18 protein-coding genes and 1 pseudogene are annotated in these 22895 nt (G+C 72.1%); 10 read left to right on the top strand and 9 right to left on the bottom strand.

Annotation, left to right across the window (positions count from 1 at the left end):
- Positions 1-259: 259 nt before the first annotated feature.
- Positions 260-1522, top strand: a complete 1263-nt coding sequence (locus tag ACGFK0_RS04490; RefSeq protein ID WP_392900013.1) for a DUF222 domain-containing protein — start codon at positions 260-262, stop codon at positions 1520-1522.
- 268 nt (positions 1523-1790) lie between these two features.
- Positions 1791-2788: pseudogene (locus ACGFK0_RS04485) on the top strand (IS5 family transposase).
- A gap of 512 nt (positions 2789-3300) precedes the next feature.
- Here the strand turns inward: ACGFK0_RS04485 and ACGFK0_RS04480 are convergent.
- The 9 genes from ACGFK0_RS04480 to galE all read right to left on the bottom strand — a co-directional run bounded on the left by ACGFK0_RS04480 (position 3301) and on the right by galE (position 12060).
- The gene (locus ACGFK0_RS04480) at positions 3301-4086 is read right to left on the bottom strand and encodes an enoyl-CoA hydratase/isomerase family protein (protein WP_392900010.1); all 786 of its coding nucleotides are present in this window, start codon (positions 4084-4086) and stop codon (positions 3301-3303) included.
- Positions 4086-5246 (bottom strand): acyl-CoA dehydrogenase family protein, encoded by a 1161-nt coding sequence (locus ACGFK0_RS04475; protein WP_392900007.1) that lies wholly within the window; start codon positions 5244-5246, stop codon positions 4086-4088. Before ACGFK0_RS04475 ends, ACGFK0_RS04480 begins: the two co-directional genes overlap by 1 nt.
- Positions 5243-6478 carry an acyl-CoA dehydrogenase family protein gene (locus ACGFK0_RS04470; protein ID WP_392900004.1) on the bottom strand — a complete coding sequence of 412 codons (1236 nt, stop codon included), beginning with the start codon at positions 6476-6478 and terminating at the stop codon, positions 5243-5245. Before ACGFK0_RS04470 ends, ACGFK0_RS04475 begins: the two co-directional genes overlap by 4 nt.
- Entirely contained in the window at positions 6475-7500 is a 1026-nt protein-coding gene (locus tag ACGFK0_RS04465) for a phosphotransferase family protein (protein ID WP_392900002.1), read from the bottom strand. Before ACGFK0_RS04465 ends, ACGFK0_RS04470 begins: the two co-directional genes overlap by 4 nt.
- Positions 7501-7618: 118 nt before the next feature.
- Positions 7619-8197 (bottom strand): enoyl-CoA hydratase/isomerase family protein, encoded by a 579-nt coding sequence (locus tag ACGFK0_RS04460; RefSeq protein ID WP_392899999.1) that lies wholly within the window; start codon positions 8195-8197, stop codon positions 7619-7621.
- 131 nt (positions 8198-8328) lie between these two features.
- On the bottom strand, positions 8329-8913 hold the full coding sequence (locus ACGFK0_RS04455; RefSeq protein WP_392899997.1) for a TetR/AcrR family transcriptional regulator: 585 nt from the start codon (positions 8911-8913) through the stop codon (positions 8329-8331).
- A 4-nt stretch (positions 8914-8917) separates the two neighbouring features.
- Complete coding sequence (locus ACGFK0_RS04450; protein WP_392899994.1) at positions 8918-10177, bottom strand: acyl-CoA dehydrogenase family protein; 1260 nt, start codon at positions 10175-10177, stop codon at positions 8918-8920.
- Positions 10178-10292: 115 nt separating this feature from the next.
- Positions 10293-10790, bottom strand: a complete 498-nt coding sequence (locus tag ACGFK0_RS04445) for an Lrp/AsnC family transcriptional regulator (RefSeq protein ID WP_392899991.1) — start codon at positions 10788-10790, stop codon at positions 10293-10295.
- 250 nt (positions 10791-11040) lie between these two features.
- Positions 11041-12060, bottom strand: a complete 1020-nt coding sequence (gene galE, locus ACGFK0_RS04440) for a UDP-glucose 4-epimerase GalE (RefSeq protein ID WP_392899988.1) — start codon at positions 12058-12060, stop codon at positions 11041-11043.
- Between the two features lie 367 nt (positions 12061-12427).
- Between galE and ACGFK0_RS04435 the strand changes: the two genes are divergently transcribed.
- The 8 genes from ACGFK0_RS04435 (at position 12428) to ACGFK0_RS04400 (ending at position 22895) form a co-directional block, all read left to right on the top strand.
- Positions 12428-13090: a response regulator gene (locus ACGFK0_RS04435; protein ID WP_392899985.1), complete on the top strand. Its 663-nt coding sequence runs from the start codon at positions 12428-12430 to the stop codon at positions 13088-13090.
- Positions 13091-13286: 196 nt separating this feature from the next.
- Positions 13287-14780, top strand: a complete 1494-nt coding sequence (locus tag ACGFK0_RS04430) for a hypothetical protein (RefSeq protein WP_392899982.1) — start codon at positions 13287-13289, stop codon at positions 14778-14780.
- A gap of 4 nt (positions 14781-14784) precedes the next feature.
- Entirely contained in the window at positions 14785-15933 is a 1149-nt protein-coding gene (locus ACGFK0_RS04425; protein WP_392899979.1) for a DegT/DnrJ/EryC1/StrS family aminotransferase, read from the top strand.
- Positions 15934-15935: 2 nt separating this feature from the next.
- Positions 15936-17150 carry a polysaccharide biosynthesis protein gene (locus tag ACGFK0_RS04420; protein WP_392899976.1) on the top strand — a complete coding sequence of 405 codons (1215 nt, stop codon included), beginning with the start codon at positions 15936-15938 and terminating at the stop codon, positions 17148-17150.
- A 54-nt stretch (positions 17151-17204) separates the two neighbouring features.
- Positions 17205-18452 carry a glycosyltransferase gene (locus ACGFK0_RS04415; protein ID WP_392899974.1) on the top strand — a complete coding sequence of 416 codons (1248 nt, stop codon included), beginning with the start codon at positions 17205-17207 and terminating at the stop codon, positions 18450-18452.
- Positions 18449-21211, top strand: coding sequence for an O-antigen ligase family protein (locus ACGFK0_RS04410; RefSeq protein WP_392899971.1), 2763 nt, complete (start codon positions 18449-18451; stop codon positions 21209-21211). The genes ACGFK0_RS04415 and ACGFK0_RS04410 overlap by 4 nt, the downstream gene beginning before the upstream one ends.
- A 2-nt stretch (positions 21212-21213) precedes the next feature.
- Positions 21214-21957, top strand: a complete 744-nt coding sequence (locus tag ACGFK0_RS04405) for a sugar transferase (RefSeq protein ID WP_392899969.1) — start codon at positions 21214-21216, stop codon at positions 21955-21957.
- Positions 21958-21977: 20 nt separating this feature from the next.
- Entirely contained in the window at positions 21978-22895 is a 918-nt protein-coding gene (locus ACGFK0_RS04400; protein WP_392899968.1) for a hypothetical protein, read from the top strand.

Raw genomic sequence — 22895 nt, 5'->3', positions numbered from 1 at the left:
GCTCTGCCCGCGTGTCTCCCCGAACCGCATCTTTCAGATCACAGAAAGCCTTGTTGTCCGGTTCGAAATCCCTGAGATCACCTCATTGCCTATGGGACCATGCAATCTTGTGGAACGATGCATTCCCTGTGGGGCGATGCCCGATTTTTCGGACTCGTTCCTTTGTTAAATACCGCCAAACTCCGACGTGGCGCGGTGGTGACAATATTGGAGCCTGATATGGACTGCGATTGGGGGTGAGGGGCGTTAGAATTGAGTTATGGGAACAGTCGCGGTCGATCTGGCGGGGGCGTCCACCATGGAATTGGTGAACGCCGCGTCCGCGATCGCGGCCGAACTCGCCCGGCGCGAGCCGCCCGAATCGGCGGCCGCCTGCCTGGAACTCACCGAAATTCTTTCCGCGGCCGGTGACATGAACGAGGCCGCCCTCGCCGGGTTCGTCTCCGTCGTGGACACCGGTCGTGAAGTGCAGCGGTGGGGGTTTCCCTCAACGCAGTCGTGGCTGCGCAACCGGCTCGGCATGCGCGATACCCGGGCCAGGGAACGCCTCACACTCGCCCGGCAGCGGCACCGGCTCACCCAGGTCACGAGGCGGTGGCGCACCGGTGACCTGTCGCTCGGATACGCCGCCACCATCGCCGGTGCGGTCGCCCGGCTGGACGATGAGGACTGCGGCGCCGCCGAAGAGATCCTGCTCAGCATGGCCGACCAGGACTTCTCAGCCGGGAAGGTCGCCTCGTTCGGCAAGCGGATCCGCGACGTCATCGCCGAGCGGGACGGCACCGAACAGGCACCCCGCGACGCCGAACGCGGCTACGAGCGGTCCTGGATCGATTCGACGCGATCCCTGGACGGCGGCCGGTACATAAAGGGGTGGCTGAACGCCGAGGACGCCGCCATCTGGGACGGCACCCTCGGGCCGCTGGCCAAGCCCGCCGGGGCCGACGACGATCGTGACCTGCCCGAGCGGGCCGCAGCGGCGTTGTCCGCCGTGCTGTCGGGCGGGCATAGGGCCACCAAGGTCACCGTCATCTGCGACCTGGACACCCTCACGGGTGGCGCCGCCCCTGCGAGGTTGACCGACGGAACACCGATCCCCGCCGAGCAGGCCCGGCGGATCGCTCTGGCGGCCGGAGTCTCGCCCCTGCTGCTGGGACGCGGTCACGTGCCGCTCTACCTTGGATACCGGGAACGGTTCGCCACGCCGGGACAGCGACGCGTCCTTGAGACCCTCTACCCCACCTGCGCCGTCGTGGGCTGCGAAGTCCCCGGGACGTTGAGCGAGGTCGACCACGTTCACGGCTGGGCCCTCGGCGACAGCCCCACCGACATCGACCAACTCGCCCTCACCTGCGGATTCCACAACCGGTACAAGGCGGCCAACCCCAACCAGATCACCATCCGCCGAACAGCCGACGGCCGCTACACCTACCGCCTTCAACCTCCCAGACCCGACATCGGGAGCGAGACACGGGAACCCGCCGCGACAGGTCGCCCACCCCCCTGGCCTCAAGCCGCATAAGGCTCTGCCTACCTTGCGCGATCGCTACAGGGAAGTGCGTCACGGTTCGGGTGTTCTCGTCGGCAGTGCGCATCTTGATCGCGAGCATGTCGGTGTCGTTCACCTAAGCGCTGCACCCGCAGCGGCGCCCTCAACGCACTGGTCCATCAGTACGCCGGTTTCTGACCGAAGGCGTGCTAGGGCCTGTTCGTAGTTCTGATCAGTTGCCGCTGGTCACGATTGAGTGACTCGCTCACACCGGGGCGGGAGCGGGCTGTACCACCGGTGTATGACGCGCGGTGATGTGACCGATACGGAATGGGAACTGATCGAGCCGCACCTGCCGCTGGGAGTGTCAGGGCCGATCGGTGACCTGCGCAATCAGTTCAACGCGGTGATGTGGAGATTCCGGACCGGCAGCCCGTGGCGGGACGTGCCCGCCGCCTACGGCAACTGGTCGACGATCTACGACCGGTTCCGGGCCTGGGCATGCCAGGGCGTCTTCGAGAACCTGATGAACGCGATGATCAGCCAGGCGGCGGCCCGCGGCGATGTCGACCTGGACCTGGTCAGCGTGGACTCCAGCACCTCCCGCGCGCATCACCACGCCGCCGGGATGAGGGTCGCACCCGAACGCCTCCAGGAGCTGGAGCGGGCCGTGGCCGAGGAAAAGGGGCTGCGCCAAAGGGGCAAACCGGGCCCGTAGAGCAGCAGCCCGAGGACGCGCCCGATCCCGTGCGGGAGCGGCGGCGCCGGATACGCCGCCGCCGCAGGGCCCGGCTGAAGGCCGCCGCCCTGGGCCGGTCCCGGGGCGGCCTGACCAGCAAGATCCACCTGTCGGCCGACCGGCGCTGCCGTCCGCTGTCGCTGATACTCACCCCCGGGCAGGCCGCCGACAGCCCCCGTTTCATCCCCGTCATGGACAAGATCCGGGTGCGCGGGCCGGTCGGCCGCCCCCGCACCCGGCCGCGCGCGGCCGCCGGCGACAAGGCCTACTCCTCCCGCGCCAACCGCAGCTACCTGCGCAAACGCCACATCAAGGCGGTGATCCCAGAGAAGGCCGACCAGGCCGCCAACCGCAAGAAGAAGGGACGGCGCGGCGGACGTCCGGTCAGCCACGACGCCGACCTCTACACCCACCGAAACACCGTCGAACGCTGCATCAACAAGTTCAAGGAATGGCGAGGGCTGGCCACCCGCTACGACAAAACCCCCGAAAGCTACGAGGCCGAACTCCACCTGCGCGGAGCCATCATCTGGCTGCGCAGCCTCCCATCCCCCTCATGATCTGAACTACGAACAGGCCCTAACGCCGGCCTCCGGATGGTGCCCGTCACCGACCTGCTTCCCGAAAGCTACATCTGGGCCAACCACCAGCTCGATGCTGAGGAGAGCGCACCACTCGGCACGAGCTGACGCGCCAGGCCGTTACAGGGCGAACGTTGCCTGCTGTGGCACCAGCAATCGTGCCGGGCGGGACGAGCGCGTATTCCGGCCGAGCGCGTATTCCAGCCGATTCGCCCGTGCACCCGCATCCTGGTCGTCCGCATCTCAACCTGACGGGCAGGCATTTAGAAAAGTACCGATACCTGTCGATGCCGTTGGGCCGCCCAGCGCGGAGCCCCTGGTTACCGGGTCGCCGACCGTCGTCATTTGCTCCATCGCTTGAACGGCGCCGTGTAACGTGCCGTCCTCCCGTCACCGTGGCGGTCTCCGCGAACCCCGGCAGGAACCGCACCCGTCGGCAGCTGCCGACGCCTGCGAGGTCCGGGAGAGCCCGGGTGCCCGGGGGGTGAAGGTCAGTCGATGGCCCATTCGCCGGTGAAGGTCGGTTCGCGTTTCTCGTTGAAGGCCTCGAACGCGGCCGGGGCGTCGGCGGTGGCGAAGTTGACCGTCTGGGCGCGCGCCTCGTTGGCGAGGGCGTCGCGGAATGAGCTGTTCGCGCCCTCGGTCAGCAGGGCCTTGCTCTGCGCCAGCGCCACCGGTGGCCCGGCGGCGAGGCGTCCGGCCAGGTCGGTGACGAACGCGTCGATCTCGGCCGGGTCGACCACCCAGGTCACCAGGCCCAGCCGGTGAGCTTCTTCCGCGTCGATCATTTCGGCGAGCAGTGCCAGGCGTTTGGCTTGTTGCAGGCCCACCAGCTTGGGCAGGAGCCACGAACCGCCGAAGTCCAGGGACAGGCCGCGGCGGGCGAAGATCTGGGAGAAGCGCGCCTCGGGGGTGGACACCACCAGGTCGCAGCCGAGCGCCAGGTTCCAGCCGGCGCCGACCGCCACGCCCTCGACCTTGGCGATCGACGGGACCGGCAGTTCGTGCAGGAGCAGCGCCACGTCGTTCACCGTGCGCATCCGGTTCAACGGATGTCCGGACGCGACGCCGCCGGACAGGTCGGCGCCCGCGCAGAACGCCCCGCCGGCTCCGGCGATCACGACCGCGCGGACGGCGGGATCGTTGCGGGCGGCGGTGAGTTCCTGGTGCAGTGCCGCCCACAGGTCGGCGTCGATCGCGTTCCTGCGGTGCGGGCGGTTCAGTGTGAGGGTCAGGACATCGGTGTCGCGGGTGACGAGCAGGACGTCGGTGGCCATCACAGGTCCTTCGGGTCGTCGGTCGGTATGTGGTCGGTCGGTATGTGGTCGGTGATTACAAGGGCGGCCAGGCGGGCGCGGTGGTCGCTGGGAGGGCCGAGCAGTAGTTCGCTGCTCTTGGCGCGCTTGTAGTACAGGTGGGCGTCGTGCTCCCAGGTGTAGCCGATGCCGCCGTGGTAGTGGACCATGGCGGCGGCCGTCTCGAAGAACGCCGGGCCGATGTAGGTCTGCGCGAGTGAGGCCGCCGCCGGGAGGCCGGGGCGGTCGTGGTCGGCCGTCCATGAAGCGAAGCGCAGTACGGACACCGCCTGCTCCCAGGCGCTGTACATGTCGGCGCAGCCGTGCTTCACGGCCTGATAGGAGCCGATCGCGCGGCCGAACTGCATGCGCGCCTTCGCGTACTCGACGGTCAGCTCCAACGCGCGTCCCATTCCTCCGACCTGTTCGGCGGCCAGCGCTACCGCCGCGAGATCCGCGACGGTCTCCAGCGCCGCTGCCGCGTCCGGTACCGACAGCGGACGGGCCGGTGTGCCGTCGAAGGCGAGTGCGGCGAAGCGGCGGGTCGGGTCGAGGCCGGTCAGGGCGGTACGGGTCAGGCCGACCGCGTTGCCCTCGACGGCGAACCAGCCGGGGCCGCCCGGCGTGCGGGCGTGGACGAGGACCAGATCGGCGGAGTCGCCGGCGAGGACGGGCGTTTTGACGCCGTCCAGCCACCATGTCCCGTCGTGTACGGTCGCGGTCGTCGTCCCGCCGGCGCGGTCCCAGGAGCCGCCGCCCTCGGCCGCGGCGACGGTGCCGGCCAGTTCGCCGGCGGCCAGCCTCGGGAGCAGCGCGGCGCGGGCGGGTTCGTCCGCGTCGAGGGCGAGGAGGACGTCGGTCGCGAGGACCGCCGAGGCCAGGAACGGGGAGGGTGCGAGCGCGCGGCCCAGTTCCTCCATCACGACGGCGCGTTCGGTGTGGCCCGCGCCGGAGCCGCCCAGGTCCTCCGGGACGACCAGGCCGAGGACGCCGAGATCACCGAGCGTCCGCCACAGGTCGGGGTCGTAGCCGAGCTCCGAGTCCATGACCTCGCGGACCTTCGCGGTCGGTGAGCGGTCGGTCAGGACTTTGCGGACGGTGGCGCGCAGTTCTTCCTGTTCGGCGTCCAGGACGAGTTTCACCGGCCGCCCTCCTCACGCTGGGTGCCGACCTTGAGTTCGCGGAACGGGACGTCCCGGTCGACCTGCGGTTCCTTCGGCAGGCCGAGGATGCGTTCGCCGATGATGGTGCGCTGCACCTCGTCGGTGCCACCGGCGATTCCGGACGCGGGCGCCGCGTTGATGCCGAGCGCGAGGCCGTCGCCGTGGACGTCGCCGGGCTCCCAGGCCACCGCGTTCGCGCCCGCCAGCTCACCGGCCACCGCGATCGCACGGCGCAGCTGGAGCGCGCCGGCCAGCTTGGCGACGGAGCCGCGTGCCCCCGGCGGCCGGCCCGCGGCGGCCTCCTGGCGCATCCGCGCGTTGAGCAGGTCGAGGGCCCGCTCGTGCGCGTACAGGCCGGCGAGGCGTTCGCGCTGTGCCGGGACGTCCGTGGCCCCTTCGCGGCGGGCCAGGTCGAGCAGCGCCGCGAAGGTGAGCGCGCTGTTGCGCGAAGGACGCGATCCGCCGATCGACACCCGCTCGTGGCCGAGCATGGTCACCGCGGCCCGCCAGCCGCCGCCGACCTCGCCGATCACCGCGTCCGCGGGGATGCGCACGTCGTCGAAGTACACCTCGTTGAACGGCGCCTTCCCGGACATGTCCTTGAGGGGACGGACGGTCACGCCCGGCGCGTGCATGTCGACGATGAACATGGTGATGCCCGCGTGCTTGGGAACGTCGGGGTCGGTACGGGCCAGCAGGGCGCCGAAGTCGGCCCATTGGGCGTTGGTCGTCCACACCTTCTGGCCGTTCACCACCCAGCCGTCCCCGTCGCGGACGGCCCGGGCCTGGAGGCTCGCCACGTCCGATCCGGCGCCCGGCTCGGAGAACAGCTGGCACCAGATCTCCTCGCCGCGCAGCAGGCCGGGCAGGTGGCGCCGCTTCTGCTCGGGTGTGCCGAGGTCGACGAGGGTCGGCCCGCACATGCCGAGGCCGACGATGAACGGGTAGGTGGGGAGGTCGTACTCGGCGGCCTCCTCCGCGAAGATCTGCTGCTCGGCGGTGCCAAGCCCCCGACCGCCGGCCTCCTCGGGCCAGGTGATCCCGGCGTACCCGGCGTCGTACAGCGCGGCCTGGAACTCCTTGGCGCGGCGCAGATGTTCGTCGGGGGTCGCGTCCGGGTCAGGCGCGGGCGCATGCGCGCGCAGCCAGGCGCGGACGCCGGCCCGGTAGTCCTGTGATGTCATCGGCTGTTCCTTCCCCTCGCTCGTCATGCCGCCAGGCTGCGGACGGCGTCGCGGGCGGCCTCGGCCAGGCGGATCTCCTGGTCGGCGCGGGCCTGCGCCTCCTCGCGGTAGCCGTCGTCGGCCATGTGCCCGGCCGCGTAACGGGCCCGGACGCCCACGCTGATGCAGGCGGAACGCCACTGGGCGAACGCGACCCAGTACGGGACGTCCGACACGTCGCGGGACGACAGCCGCTCATACCGCTCGACCAGGTCCGTTCTGGACGGGAATCCGGGCACGACGGTGGGGCCAGGGGTGCCCACCGGCTCGGGGTCGTCCGGTTCCTGCCAGGTCGCCACGAGGTAGCCGACGTCGGCCAGCGGTTCGCCCGAGGTCGCCAGCTCCCAGTCGAAGACGGCGCGGACCGTGCCGTCGGGACCGAACGCGAGATTGCCGGGACGGTAGTCGCCGTGGACGATCCCGGTCCGCTGCGCCGGGACGTGCGAGGCGAGCAGGTCGTGCGTCTCGTCGAGCAGGGCGAGATGCGCGACCTCCGACTGGCGGATCTGGCGGTGCCAGCGCCGCAGCTGCCGCTCGGCGTACCCGGTCGAGCGCACCATCGCGTCGAGGCCCTGTTCGTACGGGTCGAGGACGTGCAGCGCGACGAGCACCTCGACGAGGCTCTCCCCCGCCCGCGCCCGCGCCGCCGGTTCCAGGCGCGCCGCCGCGTCGGCGTCGGCGAGCACGAGTCCGTCCACGAAGCCCATGACGTAGAACGGGGCGCCGGCGACGCCGGTGTCGTCGCAGAACGCCAGCGGCGGCGCGACCGGGACGCCGGTGCCCGCCATCGCCGTCATGAACCGCCACTCCCGTCCCATGTCGTGCGCGGTCTGCAGGACGCCGCCCATCGGCGGGCGGCGCAGCGCGTACGCGGCGCCGGCGGCGTCGGTGACCCGGTAGGTGAGGTTGGACCGGCCACCCGAGACCAGTTCGAACTCGACCGGCGCGATCAGCCCCTCGACGTTCGCGGCTAGCCAGCGCCCGACCCGTTCCCGATCGATACCCGGCAAGGGGTGAGCATCCCCGGGCTCAGCACCGCCCGATCGGACGCCGCCCGATTGGACGCCGCCCGGCTGGACGCGGTCAGGTTGGACGCCGCCCGGCTGGACACTGCCGGTGGGACGGGGCTCAGCGGCCGACATAGTTCGGTTCCCTCTTCTCCAGGAAGGACCGGACGCCTTCACGGTGGTCTTCGGTGGTGAACAGTTCCCCGAGCGTGGTGGTCACCCACACGCCGAGGTCGTCCCAGTCGGGATCGAGGGCACGCCGCAGCCCGCGTTTGACGAACAGCTCACCGAACCTCGCGCGGCGCGCCGCGACCCTCAGGTCGGCCAGCAGCGCCAGCTCCATGCCCCAGCCGACGGCGGGCCCGTTGACGGCGGCGATCACCGGGACATCGGTGTCGAGCAGCGCACCGGCGGCCGGTGTGAGCCGGGGTCCGGGCCTCGCCGCCGCGCCGCCCGTGTCACCCGCAGTGCCCGTGTCACCCCCTGTGTCCGTGCCGCCGGTCATCAGTTCGCGGACGTCGTCTCCGGAGCAGAAGGAGCGGGCAGCGCCGGTCACCACCAGTGCCCGTGCGTCGGTCGTGCGCACCAACTCGGTCAGTTCGTCGTAGGTCTGCCGGCGCAGAACGTTGTGGACCTGCGGCCGGTCGAGCGTCACGATGCCGACATGCCCGTCGGTGTCGTACCTGACGTCCCGTTCCATACTGTTCCTCCCTGGTCGGCTCGCCGGCGCTGGGACGGTGGTCTCGGCGGGGCCGGTCTTGGTCGATGACCACGCTTTTCCGCAAGATTTCCTGTATGAACGTTAGGTCCGCCCGCATCCTCCGAGCGGTGTCAGGGTCGGCGTGCGCCCACCATGTCGAGCGCGAGCCGCCGGTAGTTCCGGGCGACCTCGGGCCGGCCGAGCGGACCGTCCGGCGAGAACCAGGCGGCCACTCCGGTGCACATCACGACGATCGCCCTGGACGCCTCCAGCGGGATCGGCGTGGTGAAGACACCGAGTTCGGCGCCCTGCGTGATCACACCGTCGAACAGCCGCTGCTGCTGGTGGCGCTTGCCGATGTGCCTGGTGCGGACCGGTTCGCCCAGCGCGCGCAGTTCGCTGGTGCCCAGCATGGTGCCGCGCTGGTCCCGGAGGTGGAACAGCACGTGCGTCTCGACGAGCGCCCCGAGCCTGCCGGCGGGGTCGTCACCGGCGGCGGCGAGCGCCGCGCGGCTGTCGCGGAGCAGGGCCTCGATCCCCCGCTCCATGATCGTCGCCAGAACCTCCTGCTTGGACTCGAAGTGGTAGTAGAGCGCGGGCGGGCTGATCCCCGCGCGCATCGCGATGTCCCGGACCGAGGTGCCGTGGTAGCCGTGCTCGGTCATCACGGCGATCGCGGCCTCCAGGATCCCCGCCTCGCCCGGCCCCTGCGCCATCCGGCTAGTCCCTCGCCCTGTTCGGGCCGGCGAAGCCGAACAGGTAGCCGGCGACCTTGCGCATCTGGATCTCCTCGGAACCCTCGGTGATGCGGTACCGGCGGTGATGGCGGTAGATGTGCTCGAACGGCGTGTGCCGCGTGTAGCCGAGACCGCCGTGCACCTGCATCGCGCGGTCGGCGGCCTCGCAGACGAACCGGTTGGCCCGGTAGTTGCACATCGAGACCCGGTCGCTGATCTCCATGTGCGGCAGCCGGTCCAGTTCCCAGGCGGTCTTGCGGATCAGCCCGCGCAGCATCTCGGCCTCGGTCTGCAATTCGACCAGCGGCCACTGGACCGCCTGCCGCGTCGCCAGCGGACGGCCGAACGTCACGCGCCGGCGGGCGTACTCGACGCTGCGGTCCACGCAGTACTGCCCGGCGCCGACTCCGGAGGCCGCCTGCCGGATCCGGTTCTCGTGGACGAACGTCTGCGCCACGGCCAGGCCCTCGCCCTCGCCCCCGAAGACCGACGAATGCGGTACCCGCACGTCCCGGATGGTCACTTCGGCGTGGTCGGTGGGCATGTTGAACGTCCACCAGTGGAAGTCGACCGAGAAGCCCGGCGCGTCGGTCGGGACGAAGAACGCGGTGATCCCCCTGGCGTCGCCCGGTTCGCCGCTCGTCCGGGCGAAGACCACGTCGTGGGTGGCGGAGTGCATGCCCGAGTTGAACCGCTTGGCGCCGTTGATGATCCAGTCGCCGCCGTCGCGGACCGCGGTGGTCTCCATCCAGGTGGCGTCGCTGCCGTGCTCGGGTTCGGTCAGGCCGAAGCCGATCCGCTTGTCCCCTGCGAGCATCGGCTCCAGGTACTCCTGTTTCTGCTCGGGCGTCCCGAACTCCAGGAGCATGTGCGCGAACGGGAAGTTCCCGACGACGGACGCCTCGTTCTGCAGGTCGTTGTGCAGGCCCAGGCCCTTGTGCGCCAGGTGCTCGCGGATCACCGCCATGTCGAGGTTCGTCCCGTCGGAGCCGCCGACCTCCTTGGGCAGCCCGTAGCGCAGCCACCCCGCCGCGTCGGCGCGCCGGAACATCTCGCCGAGCAGTTCCTCCCACTCGGGACGGGGCACCCCGCCGTTCTCGAAGTCGGTGCGCGCGTACTCGCGGCGGTGGTCGAAGAAGCGCTCGTTGTCGTCCTGGGATTGGAGCGGAGCGATCTCCCGTTCGATGAACGCGTCCAGCTCGGCGAGCCTCCGGGTCAACTCAGCCGGAAGGTGGAAATCCATAAAATCTCCTTAACCTTTGTTCAGGCAGGATGCCACCGGTACCGGCCCGGAAGGAAGAGACGGGGAGGAAGGGGGCGGGGAGGGAAGGGGCGGGAGGGAAGGGGCCGGGAGGGCGTCAGCGTCCTGGTTTCTGGTCCTCGCGGGCTCGGCGTTCCTCGTCCTCCAGGAGCGGGCCCACCCGGAACGGGACCTGGTGGGTGAGGACGATCGAGGTGGTGCTGCGGCGGACGCCGGGGCAGGCGAGGATCGAATCGATCACCTCGTGGAGTTGCTTGCCGTTCGGCGCGACCGCGCGGACGAGGAGGTCGCCCTGTCCGGTGATGCCGAGGACCTCCAGGACGCGCGGGATCGCGGCCAGCGCGGCGGCGGCTTCGCGGAGGCGGCCCTGGGCGACTTCGAGGGTGACGAACGCGGTCAGCTCGAAACCGATGGCGCCGAGGTCGACCTCGCGGCCGCGGTGGCCGATGACGCCGTCGCGTTCGAGCCTGTCGACGCGAGCGTGGGCGGTGTTGCGGGCGATGCCGAGCCTCGCCGCCAGTTCGGTGATGCCGATGCGGGGCTGCTCGACGAGGCGGCGAAGGATCTGCAGGTCGAGGAGGGTGGTACGGGTCACGAACGCTCAGCTCCGGCAAGAAGTCAGATCGAACCTGAGCAATCTGCTCAGATATCGCCCCATCATCTTGCACGACGCTCATCCGGGATGGCCGCCCCCGCGGAGCCGGCGCCCGAACGCGACGGCAGGGCCCGTCCCGTCCTCCCGTCGCGTCGATGGCGCCGGGAGGCCCGGACGGGCCCGTGCGGGCGGAGGCTCAACGGCCTGAAGCCCGGCCGTCAGCCGGGGTGGGCCGGGGCCGTTTCGCGGGTCAGGTGGCCTGGGGTTCGAGGACGTCCAGCCGCCGGCGGCGTTCGGACCATTGGAGTGAGTGGCGGATGGCGTCTTCGATGTTGTACTCGGGTTTCCAGCCGAGCAGCTCACGTGCCTTGGCCGGGTTGACGTAGGCGCCGACGACGTCGCCGGGGCGGGCGGGGGCCTCCTCGGCCTGGAACGAGTCGCCGACGACCTCGCGGAAGGCTTCGACGAGTTCGCGGACGGTGGTGCCGTCGCCGGTGCCGAGGTTGATGACCTGGTAGCCGGACCGGCCGCCCAGCGGCGGAATGAGGGAGTCGAAGCGGAGCGCGGCCTCGTAGAAGGCGCGGGCGATGTCCCAGACGTGGATGTAGTCGCGGATCGCCGTGCCGTCGCGGGTCTCCCAGTTCACGCCGGTGATCTTGAAGGGGACGCCGAGTTCATGGCACTCGATCATCTTGCCGAGGGCGTGCGTGGGTCTGCTGCTCTGCAGTCCGGTGCGCAGCTGCGGGTCCGCGCCGATCGGGTTGAGGTAGCGCAGCGAGATGACGCGCAGGCCCTGGGCCTTGGTGAGGTCCTCCAGAAGGAGCTCGGCCATCATCTTCGAGCGGGTGTAGGGGTTCTGCGGTTCCAGGGCCGACGTCTCGGAGACCGACAGGTCCGGCTCGGGGCGGTACATCCCGGCGGTGGACGCGAAGATCATCCGGTCGCAGCCGTTGCGGACGAGGTGACCGGCGAGGTCGAGGGTCCTGCTGAGGTTGACCCGGTAGTAGCGCAGCGGGTCGGTCATCGAGTCGGGCACCACGATCAGCGCCGCGCAGTGGACGGTCGCGATGATGTCGGGGTGGTCGCGGAAGATCTCGTCGACCAGGTCCCCGTCGCCGATGTCGCCCTGGTAGAAGATCTTGCCGTCGGCGAACTCCGGCCGGCCCGTGATCAGGCTGTCGAGCACCACGGGCGTCACCCCGCGTTCGGCGAAGGCGGAGGCGATGGTGCTGCCGATGAACCCGGCTCCCCCGGTGATCAGGACTTTCATGTGGCATCCCCCAGATGGCCAGTGCGTCCCCTGAACGGTCACGCACAGGATCAGCAGGGGAACCCGGACGGTCAACGTCCCGCACGCCGGGTGACCGGCACCGGACGCCGGTGAACCCGCGGGGACGCCGGAGCGTCCGCGCACGAGTTCTTCCGGGCCGTCACCAGCGAAGATCGCCGAGCGTGGCCGCACGACATACGGATGTCCCAAACGGGCGCCGTCCGAACGGGCGCCGTCCGAACGGGCGCCGTCCGAACGGGCGCCGTGCGAACGGGCGGCGTCCGGGAGGGGCGTCCGGGAGGGGCGTCCGGCGCGAGTACAGCGTTTGCAGGATCCGCTCGGCGCCGGCGCCGGTCATCGTCGGTGGATGCAACCGATCCGCGTCCTCATCGTGGACGATCACGCGCTGTTCGCCGAGGCCCTCGCGGCGCGGCTGGGCCGCGAACCCGATCTGGTGATCCTGCCGATCGCCGACGACGTGCGGCGCGCACTCGCGCTGACCGCCACCGAGCGCCCCCACGTGCTCGTCCTCGACCTGACGCTCGGCGCGGAGAGCGGCCTGGACGTCCTGGACCGGGTCCGCGAGTCGAGTCCGGACGTCCGGGTCGTGGTGCTGACCGCGATGAGCGACCTGGACGCGCTGGTACGGGCCGTCCGGCGCGGCGCCGTGGGCTGGCTGGAGAAGACCGAGAGCGCCGACCTGGTCGCCCGCGTGATCCGGTCGGCGGCGCGGCGGGGCGGGTGGATCCCGCCGGACGTGCTGGGCGAGGTGCTGCGCCGCCTCATGCGGGACGACGGGGAGCCGAACGGCAGCGCACGGCTGCTCGCGGGGCTGACGCCGCGTGAGCGGGAGGTGCTGCAGTGCATGGTGGACGGCCTGGGCCGCGCGGAGATCGCCGAACGGCTCGGCCTGTCGGCGAACACCGTCCGCACCCACACGCAGAACCTGCTGGCCAAGCTCGACGTGCACTCCGCCCTGGAGGCGATCACCCTCGCCATGCGGGCCGGCATGCGGCCGTCGGATCCCTGACCTGCGCGGTGCGGTCCCGGGGGCGTGCCCTGGGTCGTGCCCTGGTCGTCCCTGGGTCGTCCCTGGGTCGTCCCTGGGTCCCTGGTGCAAACGGCGTAGGCCGGGGTCGTCTTTTGAGCGATTGCTCCGGTAACGGGCCTTCTTACGCTCGCCGTGACAAAGCCGGAGAAGCCCGCGACGTGCCGGAGGGAAGCTCGTGGAGATCGACGAAGTCGCGGCGCGGGTGGTTCGCAGCTACTGGGCGGTCCTGCTGGTCATGACGGTTCTTCCGCTGACGCTGGTGGCGCTCCTGATGAGCACGCAGCAGCCGCCGTCGGTCGCGAAGACGCGGCTGCAGGCGGGCGGCGAGGTGACCGACGCGGCGGCCGGGGACGCGGGCGTGAGCATCGTGGTCAGCCAGGTGAAGGCGTTCGCGACCGGCGACACCCTGCTGCGCGAGGTGCTGCGGCGGCAGCGGGTCGACCGGTCGGTTCCGAAGCTCGCGAAGGCCATCGACGTGTCCGGGCTCGGGACGTCCACGGTCGTGGAGCTGTCGGTGAAGGACGCCGACCCGGTCGTGGCGCGGAAGCTGGCGGACGCCATCGGAACCGAGGTCGTCAGGGAGATCAACGAGTCCAACCAGAGTGCGATCAGGCAGCGGCTCGACGAGATCGGCAAGCGCCTCCGGCAACTGGAGGGCCGGCTCGGGCCGCTGTCGCGGCGGGCGGCCGGGCCCGTCCCGGACGTCGAGGCCGCGAACGAGCGGGAGCGGGTGCAGTCGGAGCTGACGGACCTGCGGTCGAACCGCTCGGATCTGCTGACGCAGCTCACGTCGGCCGGGACGGCGTCGGTGGTGCAGCCCGCCGTGCTCGCCCCGAAGTCGGACCCGATGGTGATGATGTCGGCGATCGCGGGGCTGGTCGGGCTGGTCGGCGGGATCCTGATCGCGGTCGTGGCGGAGATGGTCCGGCCCACGATCCCGGGGCAGCGGCGGGTCGCGCGGCGGCTCGGGGTGCCACTGCTCGGCTGGGCCGACAAGGGGCCCGCGCAGCTCGCCGACCTCGGCCGGCGGGTGCGGCTGGCGGCGAAGAAGGAGGACGTCGGACGGGTCACGCTGGTCGGCGCACCCGGGCCCCTGCCCGCCGAACTGGTGTCGGCGGTGGCCTCGGCGGTGTACGGGAACGAGACGAAGCTCGTCACGGCCCGGCCGGAGCGCGGCGGACCCGGCGAAGGCGGCGGGGGCGGCGGCCCCGGCGGGGGCGGTGAACCCGGCGGGGGCGGGTCGCCCGGCGCGGACGGCGGTGGGCCGTCCCTGAACAGCGGCGGGCACGGCGGCCGGAGCGGCACGTCGGTGGTCCGCGCCGGCGGTGGCGCCGCCGTCATGACGAAGAAGCCCGGCGAGGCGTCCCCGTCGGAGATCACTCAGCCGGTCCCGGTCCGCCGGCTGTGCCACGTGCACGCGTTCGAGGACATCGACCCGGGCGCGGACGACGCGGTCGGCGTGGTCGTGGCCGTCGGGCCGGTGACGACGGTGTCCGGGCTGGAGACGGTCTGCGACCTGGTCGCCGCCTCCGGCTGGCCGCTGCTCGGCGTCGTGGCCACATCACGCAAGGCGACATCCCACAGGCCCGCGAGGGCGCAGAAGACCGCCAAGGGGCGGAAGGCCGCCAAAGCGCGGAAGGCCGCCCGAGCGCGAAAGAACAAGGAGTAGCCAGATGAGTCCAGCCGTTCCGTTCTGCGTCCCGCCGCTCACCGACGGGGTGCCCGACGCGGTCGCCAAGGTGCTCGACTCCCGATGGCTCACCACGGGCCCGGAGACCGCCGCGTTCGAGCAGGAGTTCGCCGACCACCTCGGCGCCGCGCACGTCGTCGCGGTCGCCTCGTGCACGAGCGCGCTGGAGCTGAGCCTCCGCGCGATGGGCCTGCCGCCGGGGTCGCCGGTGCTGACGCCCAGCCTGACGTTCTGCGGCGCGATCAACGCGATCCTGCACGCCGGGCACCGTCCCGTCCTGGTCGACATCGACGAGGAGACGCTGGTGCCGAGCCCGGAGACGGTCGCCGCGGCCGCGGCCCGGGTGAAGCCCGCCGCGATGGTCACCCAGAACCAGGGCGGCTACCCGGTGGACGTGCCGGCCCTCGCCGCGGCGGCCGGCCTCGACAGGACGCGGGTGGTGGAGGACACCGCGCACGGACCGGGCGCGGCGCGCGGCGGCGCCCCCGTCGGGTCGGCCTCCCATGCGGCGTGCTTCTCCTTCTACGCGACGAAGAACATGCCGATCGGCGAGGGCGGCGCGGTCGCGACGAACGACGAGGAGTTCGCCGACCGGGTCCGGTCGCTGCGGCTGCACGGGATGAGCAAGGACTCGTGGAAGCGGTACCTGCCGGGCGGAAGCTGGCGGTACGACGTGAAGGCCATCGGGCTGAAGGCCAACATGACCGACTCCCAGGCGACGATCGGACGCGCCCAGATCCGCTCGCTGCCGGGCTGGCAGCAGGCCCGCGCGGAACTCGTCGCCCGCTACGACGAGGCGCTGGCCGGGCTGCCCGGGGTCGTCCTCCCGCAGCGCCGCAGCCTCGACGGCGTCCAGCACGCCTGGCACCTCTACCAGGTGCGCGTCCCGGACCGCGACGCGGTCGGCGACGCGATGCAGGCGGCGGGCGTCGGGACGTCCGTCCATTTCATCCCGGCGAACCAGCTGACCGCCTACCGGGCGCTCCTCGGCGAGGAGGAGTGCGGGCTGCTGCCCGTGACCGACCGCGTCGGGGAGGAACTGCTGTCGCTGCCGCTCTACCCGGGACTGACGGAGGACGGCCAGCACCGGGTCGTCGCCGCCCTCGCCGAGGCACTGCGGACCCGGAACTGACCGTGCGCTGGTACTCGCCGCACCGGCTCCGCCGGATCCTGGGCGCGACGTGCGCCGGACCCGCCGCGGCCGCCTCGGCCGCGCCGGCCGCCAGCCCGCTCGCCCTGCTGCTGGACCGGGACGAGATCGTCCTCGCCGACCCGCGGGGGCAGCGCCTCCTGCGCGGCAGGCGGGTGCTCGTCACCGGCGCCTGCGGGACGGTCGGCGGCGCGCTCTGCCGACGGATCCGGCGGCTCGGCCCGGACGCACTGTGCCTCGTCGACAAGGACGGGCGCGGGCTGGAGCGGCTCGCCCGCGAGCTGGCCGGGAAGCCGGGCGGCGACCCGGACGTCCGCGTCACCGTCGCCGAGGCGGACGTGCGGGACGCCGACCGCGTCGACGGCCTCATCGGGGACGCGCGGCCCGAGCTGCTCTTCCACGCGGCGGGCCAGAACCGGCTGTCGGCGGTCGAGGACGATCCCTGCCGCGGCGTCGCCGACAACGTGCTCGGCACCCGGCACGTCGTCGACAGCGCGGTGCGGCACGGGGTGCGGCGGCTCGTGCTCGTCTCGTCCGACCGGGCGGCGGAGCCGACGTCGGTGCTGGGCGCGACGATGCGGCTCGGGGAACTGCTGCTGCAGACGGCGACCGGCGGCCCGACATGCTTCGCGGCCGTCCGCGTCGGCGACGTCATCGGCGCGCCGGCCGCTCCGCCGGGCGCGCTCGGGACGCCCGGCCCGAGCGGCCCGCTCGCGCACCGCATCGCGGCCGGTGAGGTCATCACCCTCACGCATCCGGAGGCGGCGCGGCACGTCATGACGGTGACGGAGGCGGCGGGTCTGCTGATCGAGGCGGCGGCGCTCGCGGAGGAGGCGGAGACGTTCGCGCTCGACATGGGCCGTCCCGTCCCGGTGCTCGACCTCGTACAGCGGTACGCCGCGCAGCTCCGCACGCCCGCGGTGACGGTCAGGTTCAGCGGGCTCGGGCCCGGTGAGAAGCTCACCGAGAAGGCGTTCGCCGACTCCGAGCGCCGCATCCGCACCGCCCACCCGAAGATCTGGGGAACCCGGCCGGTGCCGCCGCCCGCCGGGCTGCCGCGGCTGCTCGACGCGCTCGCCGCGGCGGCCGAGGCGGGCGACGCGGCGCAGGTGCGGCTGCTGCTGCGCCGCCTGCTGCCGGAGTACCGCCCGGCCCGGCGTCCCCACCCGTCCCGTGAGGTGACCCGTGACCAGAGGTGACCCGCGACCAGAGGTGACCAGTGACCAGGGGTGACCCGTGACCAGAGGTGAGTCGTGAGTACAGCCAGGAAACTGCGAGTCGCGCAGGTGATCACCCGCTTCAACGGCGGCGGCGGCCGGGTGGCGCTGAACGGGGCCCTGGCGCTGCCGGACGGCACGTACGAGCGGGCGATCGTCACCGGCGGCGTCGGCATGGACAGCGAGCCCCTCTCCGGCGGCGGCACGACCGCCCGCGGCACCGTGCTCCACGGCGACGAGGCCGTCGCCAACGCCGCCGCCGGGGACCTCACGCCCGCGGCGCACCGCGCCGGGATGGAGATCGTCCAGGTGGGGCCGCTGGTGCCGCAGATCTCGCCGCGCGACGACCTCGCCGCGCTGTCCACCCTCACCAGGGTGCTGGCGGAAGGCCGGTACGACGTCGTCCACACCCACTCGTCCAAGGCCGGCGTCATCGGGCGGCTGGCGGCGGCACGCGCCGGCGTGCCCCGCATCGTGCACACGTGGCACGGGTTCCCGTTCAACGAGTTCCAGTCGTGGGCGCGGCGCACCGCCTACATCCGCCTCGAACGCATCGCCGCCAAGCACACCGACGCGTTCCTCGGAGTCGGGACGGACACGGTGACGACCGCGCTGCGGCTCGGCCTCACGACGCCGGAGCGGGTACGGCTGTCGTGGCCGGCCGTGGACGTCGACGCGTACGCGACCGTCCCCGGGGCCAGGGCGCAGGCGCGCCGCCGCCTCGACCTGCCCCTCGGTGTGAAGGTCGTCGGGTCGATCGGACGGCTCACCTTCCAGAAGGGCCCGGAGATCTTCGCGAGGGCCATCGCCCGGTTGCCGGACGACGTGTTCGGGCTGTGGGTCGGCGGCGGCCCGATGGCGGACCGGCTGGCGAAGCTCACCGCGAAGCTCGGCGTCGAGGACCGGATGCGCTGGCTCGGGCACAGCGACGATGTCGCCGCCGTCCTGCCCGCGTTCGACCTGATGGCGATGGCGAGCCGCTGGGAGGGCCTGCCCTGCGTGCTGGTCGAGGCGATCAGCGCCGGGATCCCGCTCGTGGCGACGGCCGTCCCGTCCAACCAGGACCTCGTCCTCGCCGGGGAGACCGGCCTGCTCGTCCCGCCGGAGGACCCGGAGCGGCTCGCCGGCGCCATCGCGGCGATGCTGGACGACCCGGCCGCCGCCGACCGGATGGCCGAACGCGCCCGCGGCCGGATCGGCGAGTGGTTCACCCCCGCACACCTCGGCACGGTGCTGGACGAGACGTACCGGGGCACTTCCAGGCGGCCCTACCAGCGGTCATGACGGCGACAGCGACCAAGGCGGCGGGACGGCTCGCGACCGTCCCGGCCGGGGCGCCGGGGGAGGCGGCGGCGCCGCCGGGGGCCCGGCGGCGGTGGCGGCCGGAGGCGGTCGCCCTCGTCGCCGGCATCGCGTCGCTGCCGATGCTGATGCCCGCCGGGCTCGCTCCCGGGCCCGGCAACACGGCGCTGCCCGATGTAGTCCTGGTCCTGTTCGCCATCACGACGTTCCTGTGGGCGGGGACGCGGAAGCTGCCCGTCCGCTGGCCGTACCTGCTGCCCACCCTGCTGACGGTCCTCGCGGGCGGCATCGCGGCGCTCGCCAACGACGACGTCGGGGCGCTCACCCTCGTCAAGGACCTGTTCGTGCTGCTGTGGGCGGTCTGCGTCGCCAACCTCGGCCGCGACCCGTCCCTGCTCCGCGTCGCGCTGCGCGCCTTCGTCTGGATCGGCACGGTCTACGCGCTCGTCATGATGACCGGCTTCGCGATCGGGAACGACGCGGTCTCCGGCAAGCAGGTCGACGGCGAGCGCCTGATGTTCACCTTCGGCGACGCCAACTACGCGGCCAACTGGTTCATCTGCGTCTTCTTCATCGCGCGCGCGACCCGCTTCCCGGAGGGGAGATGGCGGCGCCGGGCCGTGTGCGGGATCCTCATCGCCGCCGAACTGCTGACCGGCTCGAACGGCGGCCTGCTCGCGCTGTGCTGCGCGCTGCTGCTCGGCTACGTGTTCCGGCTGTTCCGCGAGGGCAAGGCCCACCACGCCGTCGCGGTCGGCGCCGCCGCCGTGTTCTTCGGCGGCGGCGCGGTCGCCGCGGTCACGCAGATCGACGTCCAGCCGGCTCTGGACCGCGCCAGCGAGATGTCCCCGATCATCCGCGACTCCATCGGCCGGACCACCGGGGAGAGCACCGAGTCGCGCGGCGCCGTCTTCACCACGACCTGGCACATGATCGAGGCGCAGGACCACCCGTGGGGCATCGGCGCCGCGCAGACCGAGAGGCAGATGCTCGTCCGGCAGGAGACGTACGTCCGCGAGGCGCACAACGACTACATCGCCTCCGTCCTGGAACGCGGGTTCATCGGCGGGGTCGCGCTGATCCTGATCGTGTCGGTCCTGGTACTGAGGTCGGTGCGGATCGCGCGGCGGGACGCGCTGAAGCCCGAGTACGCGCGGCTCGTCCCGCATCCCGAGCTCTTCGGGGCCCTCCTCGCCGTGTTCCTCATCTGCGCCCTGTTCTACGAGGTCCTGCACTACCGGCACGGCTTCGCCTTCTTCGGCCTCATCGCCGCCCTCGACCTCTTCGGCCGCCGGACCGGCACCGCGCTCCCCGATACCGGCACCGCTCCTCGCGAACCGAGAACCGCGCCCCCCGAACCGAGAACCGCGCCCCCCGAACCGAGAACCACGCCCCCCGAACCGAGAACCGTGCTTCCCGAAGCAGGCTCCGCGCCTCGCGGAACGGATACCGCGCCTCCCGGGACGACCGGCGCGCCGCCCGAGTCCAGGGGCGAGGCGGTGAAGTCGGTGCGCAAACGGCTCGTGTCGCTGGTCGCCGGGAACATGGCGGCGCGGGTGGGGGCGCTGGCGTCGCTGGGGGTCGCGACGATCCTCGTCGCGCGGGTCGGCGGGCCGGAGCTGGTCGGGGCGTTCACCCTGGTCCGGATTCTGCCGGGGCTGCTCTGCCACCTGTCGAACGCGGGGCTGCCGGCCGCCGCGCCCTTCTTCCTGGCGCGCGACGACCGCGACCAGAGCCGGGTGCGGCCGACGCTCGCCTGGCTGACGGTCATCGGCGCGTTCCTGGCGTGCCTGAGCTGGCTCGCGCTGAGCCCGCTGCTGTTCCTGGTCTTCTTCAAGTCGTTCGGCGTCTGGGTGACGCTCGCCGCGGCCGTCCCGTCGTTCACGCAGGGGTTCGTCTCCGTCGGGAAGGGTCTGCTCCAGGGGACGGACGACCCGAACGGCGCGAGCCTCGCCATCGCCGTCGAGGAGTTCGTGTTCCTGCCGATCTACGTCGCGATCCTGCTGGGCTGGCACGGGCCGGGCGCTCTCGTCGCCGGGCTCGTGCTCGCCGACATCGCCGCCGCGGCGTGGATCGCGCGGCGGCTGAGGCGGCGCGGGTTCTTCCGCGGCTGGGGCCGGCCGGACGCGCGGCTCGGCAGGTCGATCGCCGGCTACGGGTTCCGGGGCTACGTCGGCCAGCTCATCGACCTCCTCCAGCTCCGCTTCGACATGGCGCTGCTGGGCGCGCTCGCCGGGCCGAAGGTCCTGGGCGTCTACACCGTCGCGAGCAAGTTCGCGGAGCTGGTGCAGCTGCCAGGCCTCGCCGTGAACTACGTCCTGTACCCGGACTTCGCGAGGGAGGACAAGAGGAGCGCCGCACGCCGTACCGCGGCCCTCATCCTGCCCGCGCTCGGCATCTCCGTGCTCGCCGCGCTGCCGCTCGCGCTCATCGCCGGGACGGCGCTGCCGTGGGTGTTCGGCGACGTGTTCGAGGACGCGGTCGTGCCCACCTACATCCGTCTCGCCGGCGTCGTCACGTTCGGTGTGACGGGTCTCATCATGGCCTACCTGTACGGGGTCGGGCGGCCGGGCGCCGCGTCCACCGGGCAGGGCATCGGCCTGCTGGTGGTCGTCGTGCTCGGCATCGTCCTGATCCCGGCGCACGGCGCGGGGGGCGCCGCGGTCGCGACGTCCGTCTCCTTCATCGCCACCACCGCGGCTCTGCTGGCGTGGTTCCAGCACGTGAGGAACAAGGGGTGACCATGTCCGAGGATCTCATCGCCCGTCCCGTCGACCCGTCCGAGGGCATCCCGCCCTCGCGCGGGCGGCGGGCGCTGGACGTCACCGGCGCGCTGGCGGGGCTGCTGCTGTTCTCCGTCCCGCTGGTGCTCATCTACGCGCTGGTGCGGCTGACGAGCCGGGGTCCGGGGATCTTCCGGCAGACCCGGGTCGGGCAGGGCGGCCGGCCGTTCACCATCCTCAAGTTCCGGACGATGCGGCGCGACGTCGGCGGCATCAAGGTCACCGCGACCAGCGACCCGCGGGTCACCCGGCTCGGCCGCGTGCTGCGCCGCTGGTATCTGGACGAGCTGCCGCAGCTCGTGAACGTGCTGCGCGGCGACATGACGCTCGTCGGGCCGCGCCCCGAGACCTACGACCTCGCGGTGTACTACGACGCGCGCTGGCGGTGGGTCTTCGATCACCGGCCCGGGATGACGGGGGTGTCCCAGGTCAGGTTCCGGGACTCCGACGTGCTCCCTCCCGGTGAGGAGGTCGACCTCGCCTTCTACGTCGAGCGGCTCGCGCCGGCGCAGGCCGCCGTCGACGCGGTGTTCCTGAGCGACCCGTCGATGCGCGCGACGCTCCGGACACTGGCCCAGACCGTCTGGTACGTCCTGGGGTTCACCGTCCCGCCGCTGCGGGTATCGGCGGACGGGACGGTGACGGAGGTGGCGCAGCCGTCCGAGACCGCGCATCCCGCCAAGGAGCCCGGGTCGGCCGCCTAGCGGCGGCGGGAAGGTACGGCATGCATACGGGGAGCGTCCAGTTCAGGGTCGCGGCCGTCGCCGCGGCGGTCGTGCTGGCCGCGGGGCTCCTGTTCCATCAGCGTGCGGAGCCGTCCAGCCGGGAGCCCTACCCGGGGCCGCTCGCCTCGCCCGGCACGCCCGCGGCGGAGCCGGGCGGGACGCGCCGCATCGCGCTGAACACCGAGCCGTCCGACTACCCGCGCCTCCGGGCACTCGGCTACGACCTGGTGGACGTCAAACCCGACGCGTCCCTCGTCGCCGGCGTCCCGCCGGGCATGCAGGCGTTCCTGTGGGTGGGGAACTTCCACTGCGAGGACTTCGAACTCGGCTTCGAGGCGTTCAAGGACGCCGTCCACCGGTTCGGACGCGACCCGAGGGTCTACGGCTGGTACCTGTCGGACGAGCCGAACACCGGCGAATGCCCGGAGATCGTCAAGGACATCCGCCTCCGCGCCGAGTACATCGGACGGCACGCACCCGGGCAGCTCTCGTTCATCTCGCTCACCGACTTCCCGATGAAGCCCCTCACACCCGAGCGCGTCGGCGTCGACCTGTTCGGCCTCGACCCCTACCCCTGCGAGGGCTCGGCGGAGGCCCGCGAACACTGCGACATCGGCGCGATCGACCGGATGGTCCGCCTGGCCGACGACGCCGGCATTCCGCGCGCCAGGATCGCCCCCGTCCTGCAGGCGTTCGGGCAGGGCTGCTCCGACGGCGACAAGCAGTACTGGCTTCCCACGCAGGCCCAGTTCCGCAGCATCCTCGCCCGCTGGGACGTCCTGGCGCCGCGCCCCCGGCTGGAGATCTCCTACTCGTGGGGCCACCAGGACGAGTGGGCCTGCCCCACCCTCGCCGACGCCACCGGCGGCGACCACCCCGATCTGCAAAGCATGATCAAGGCCCGGAACACCCGCTGA

The organism is Spirillospora sp. NPDC048823 (assembly GCF_043198445.1).
Lineage (GTDB): Bacteria > Actinomycetota > Actinomycetes > Streptosporangiales > Streptosporangiaceae > Spirillospora.
The sequence above is the reverse complement of the archived record's forward strand: the minus strand, read 5'-3'. Positions and strand labels throughout refer to the sequence as shown.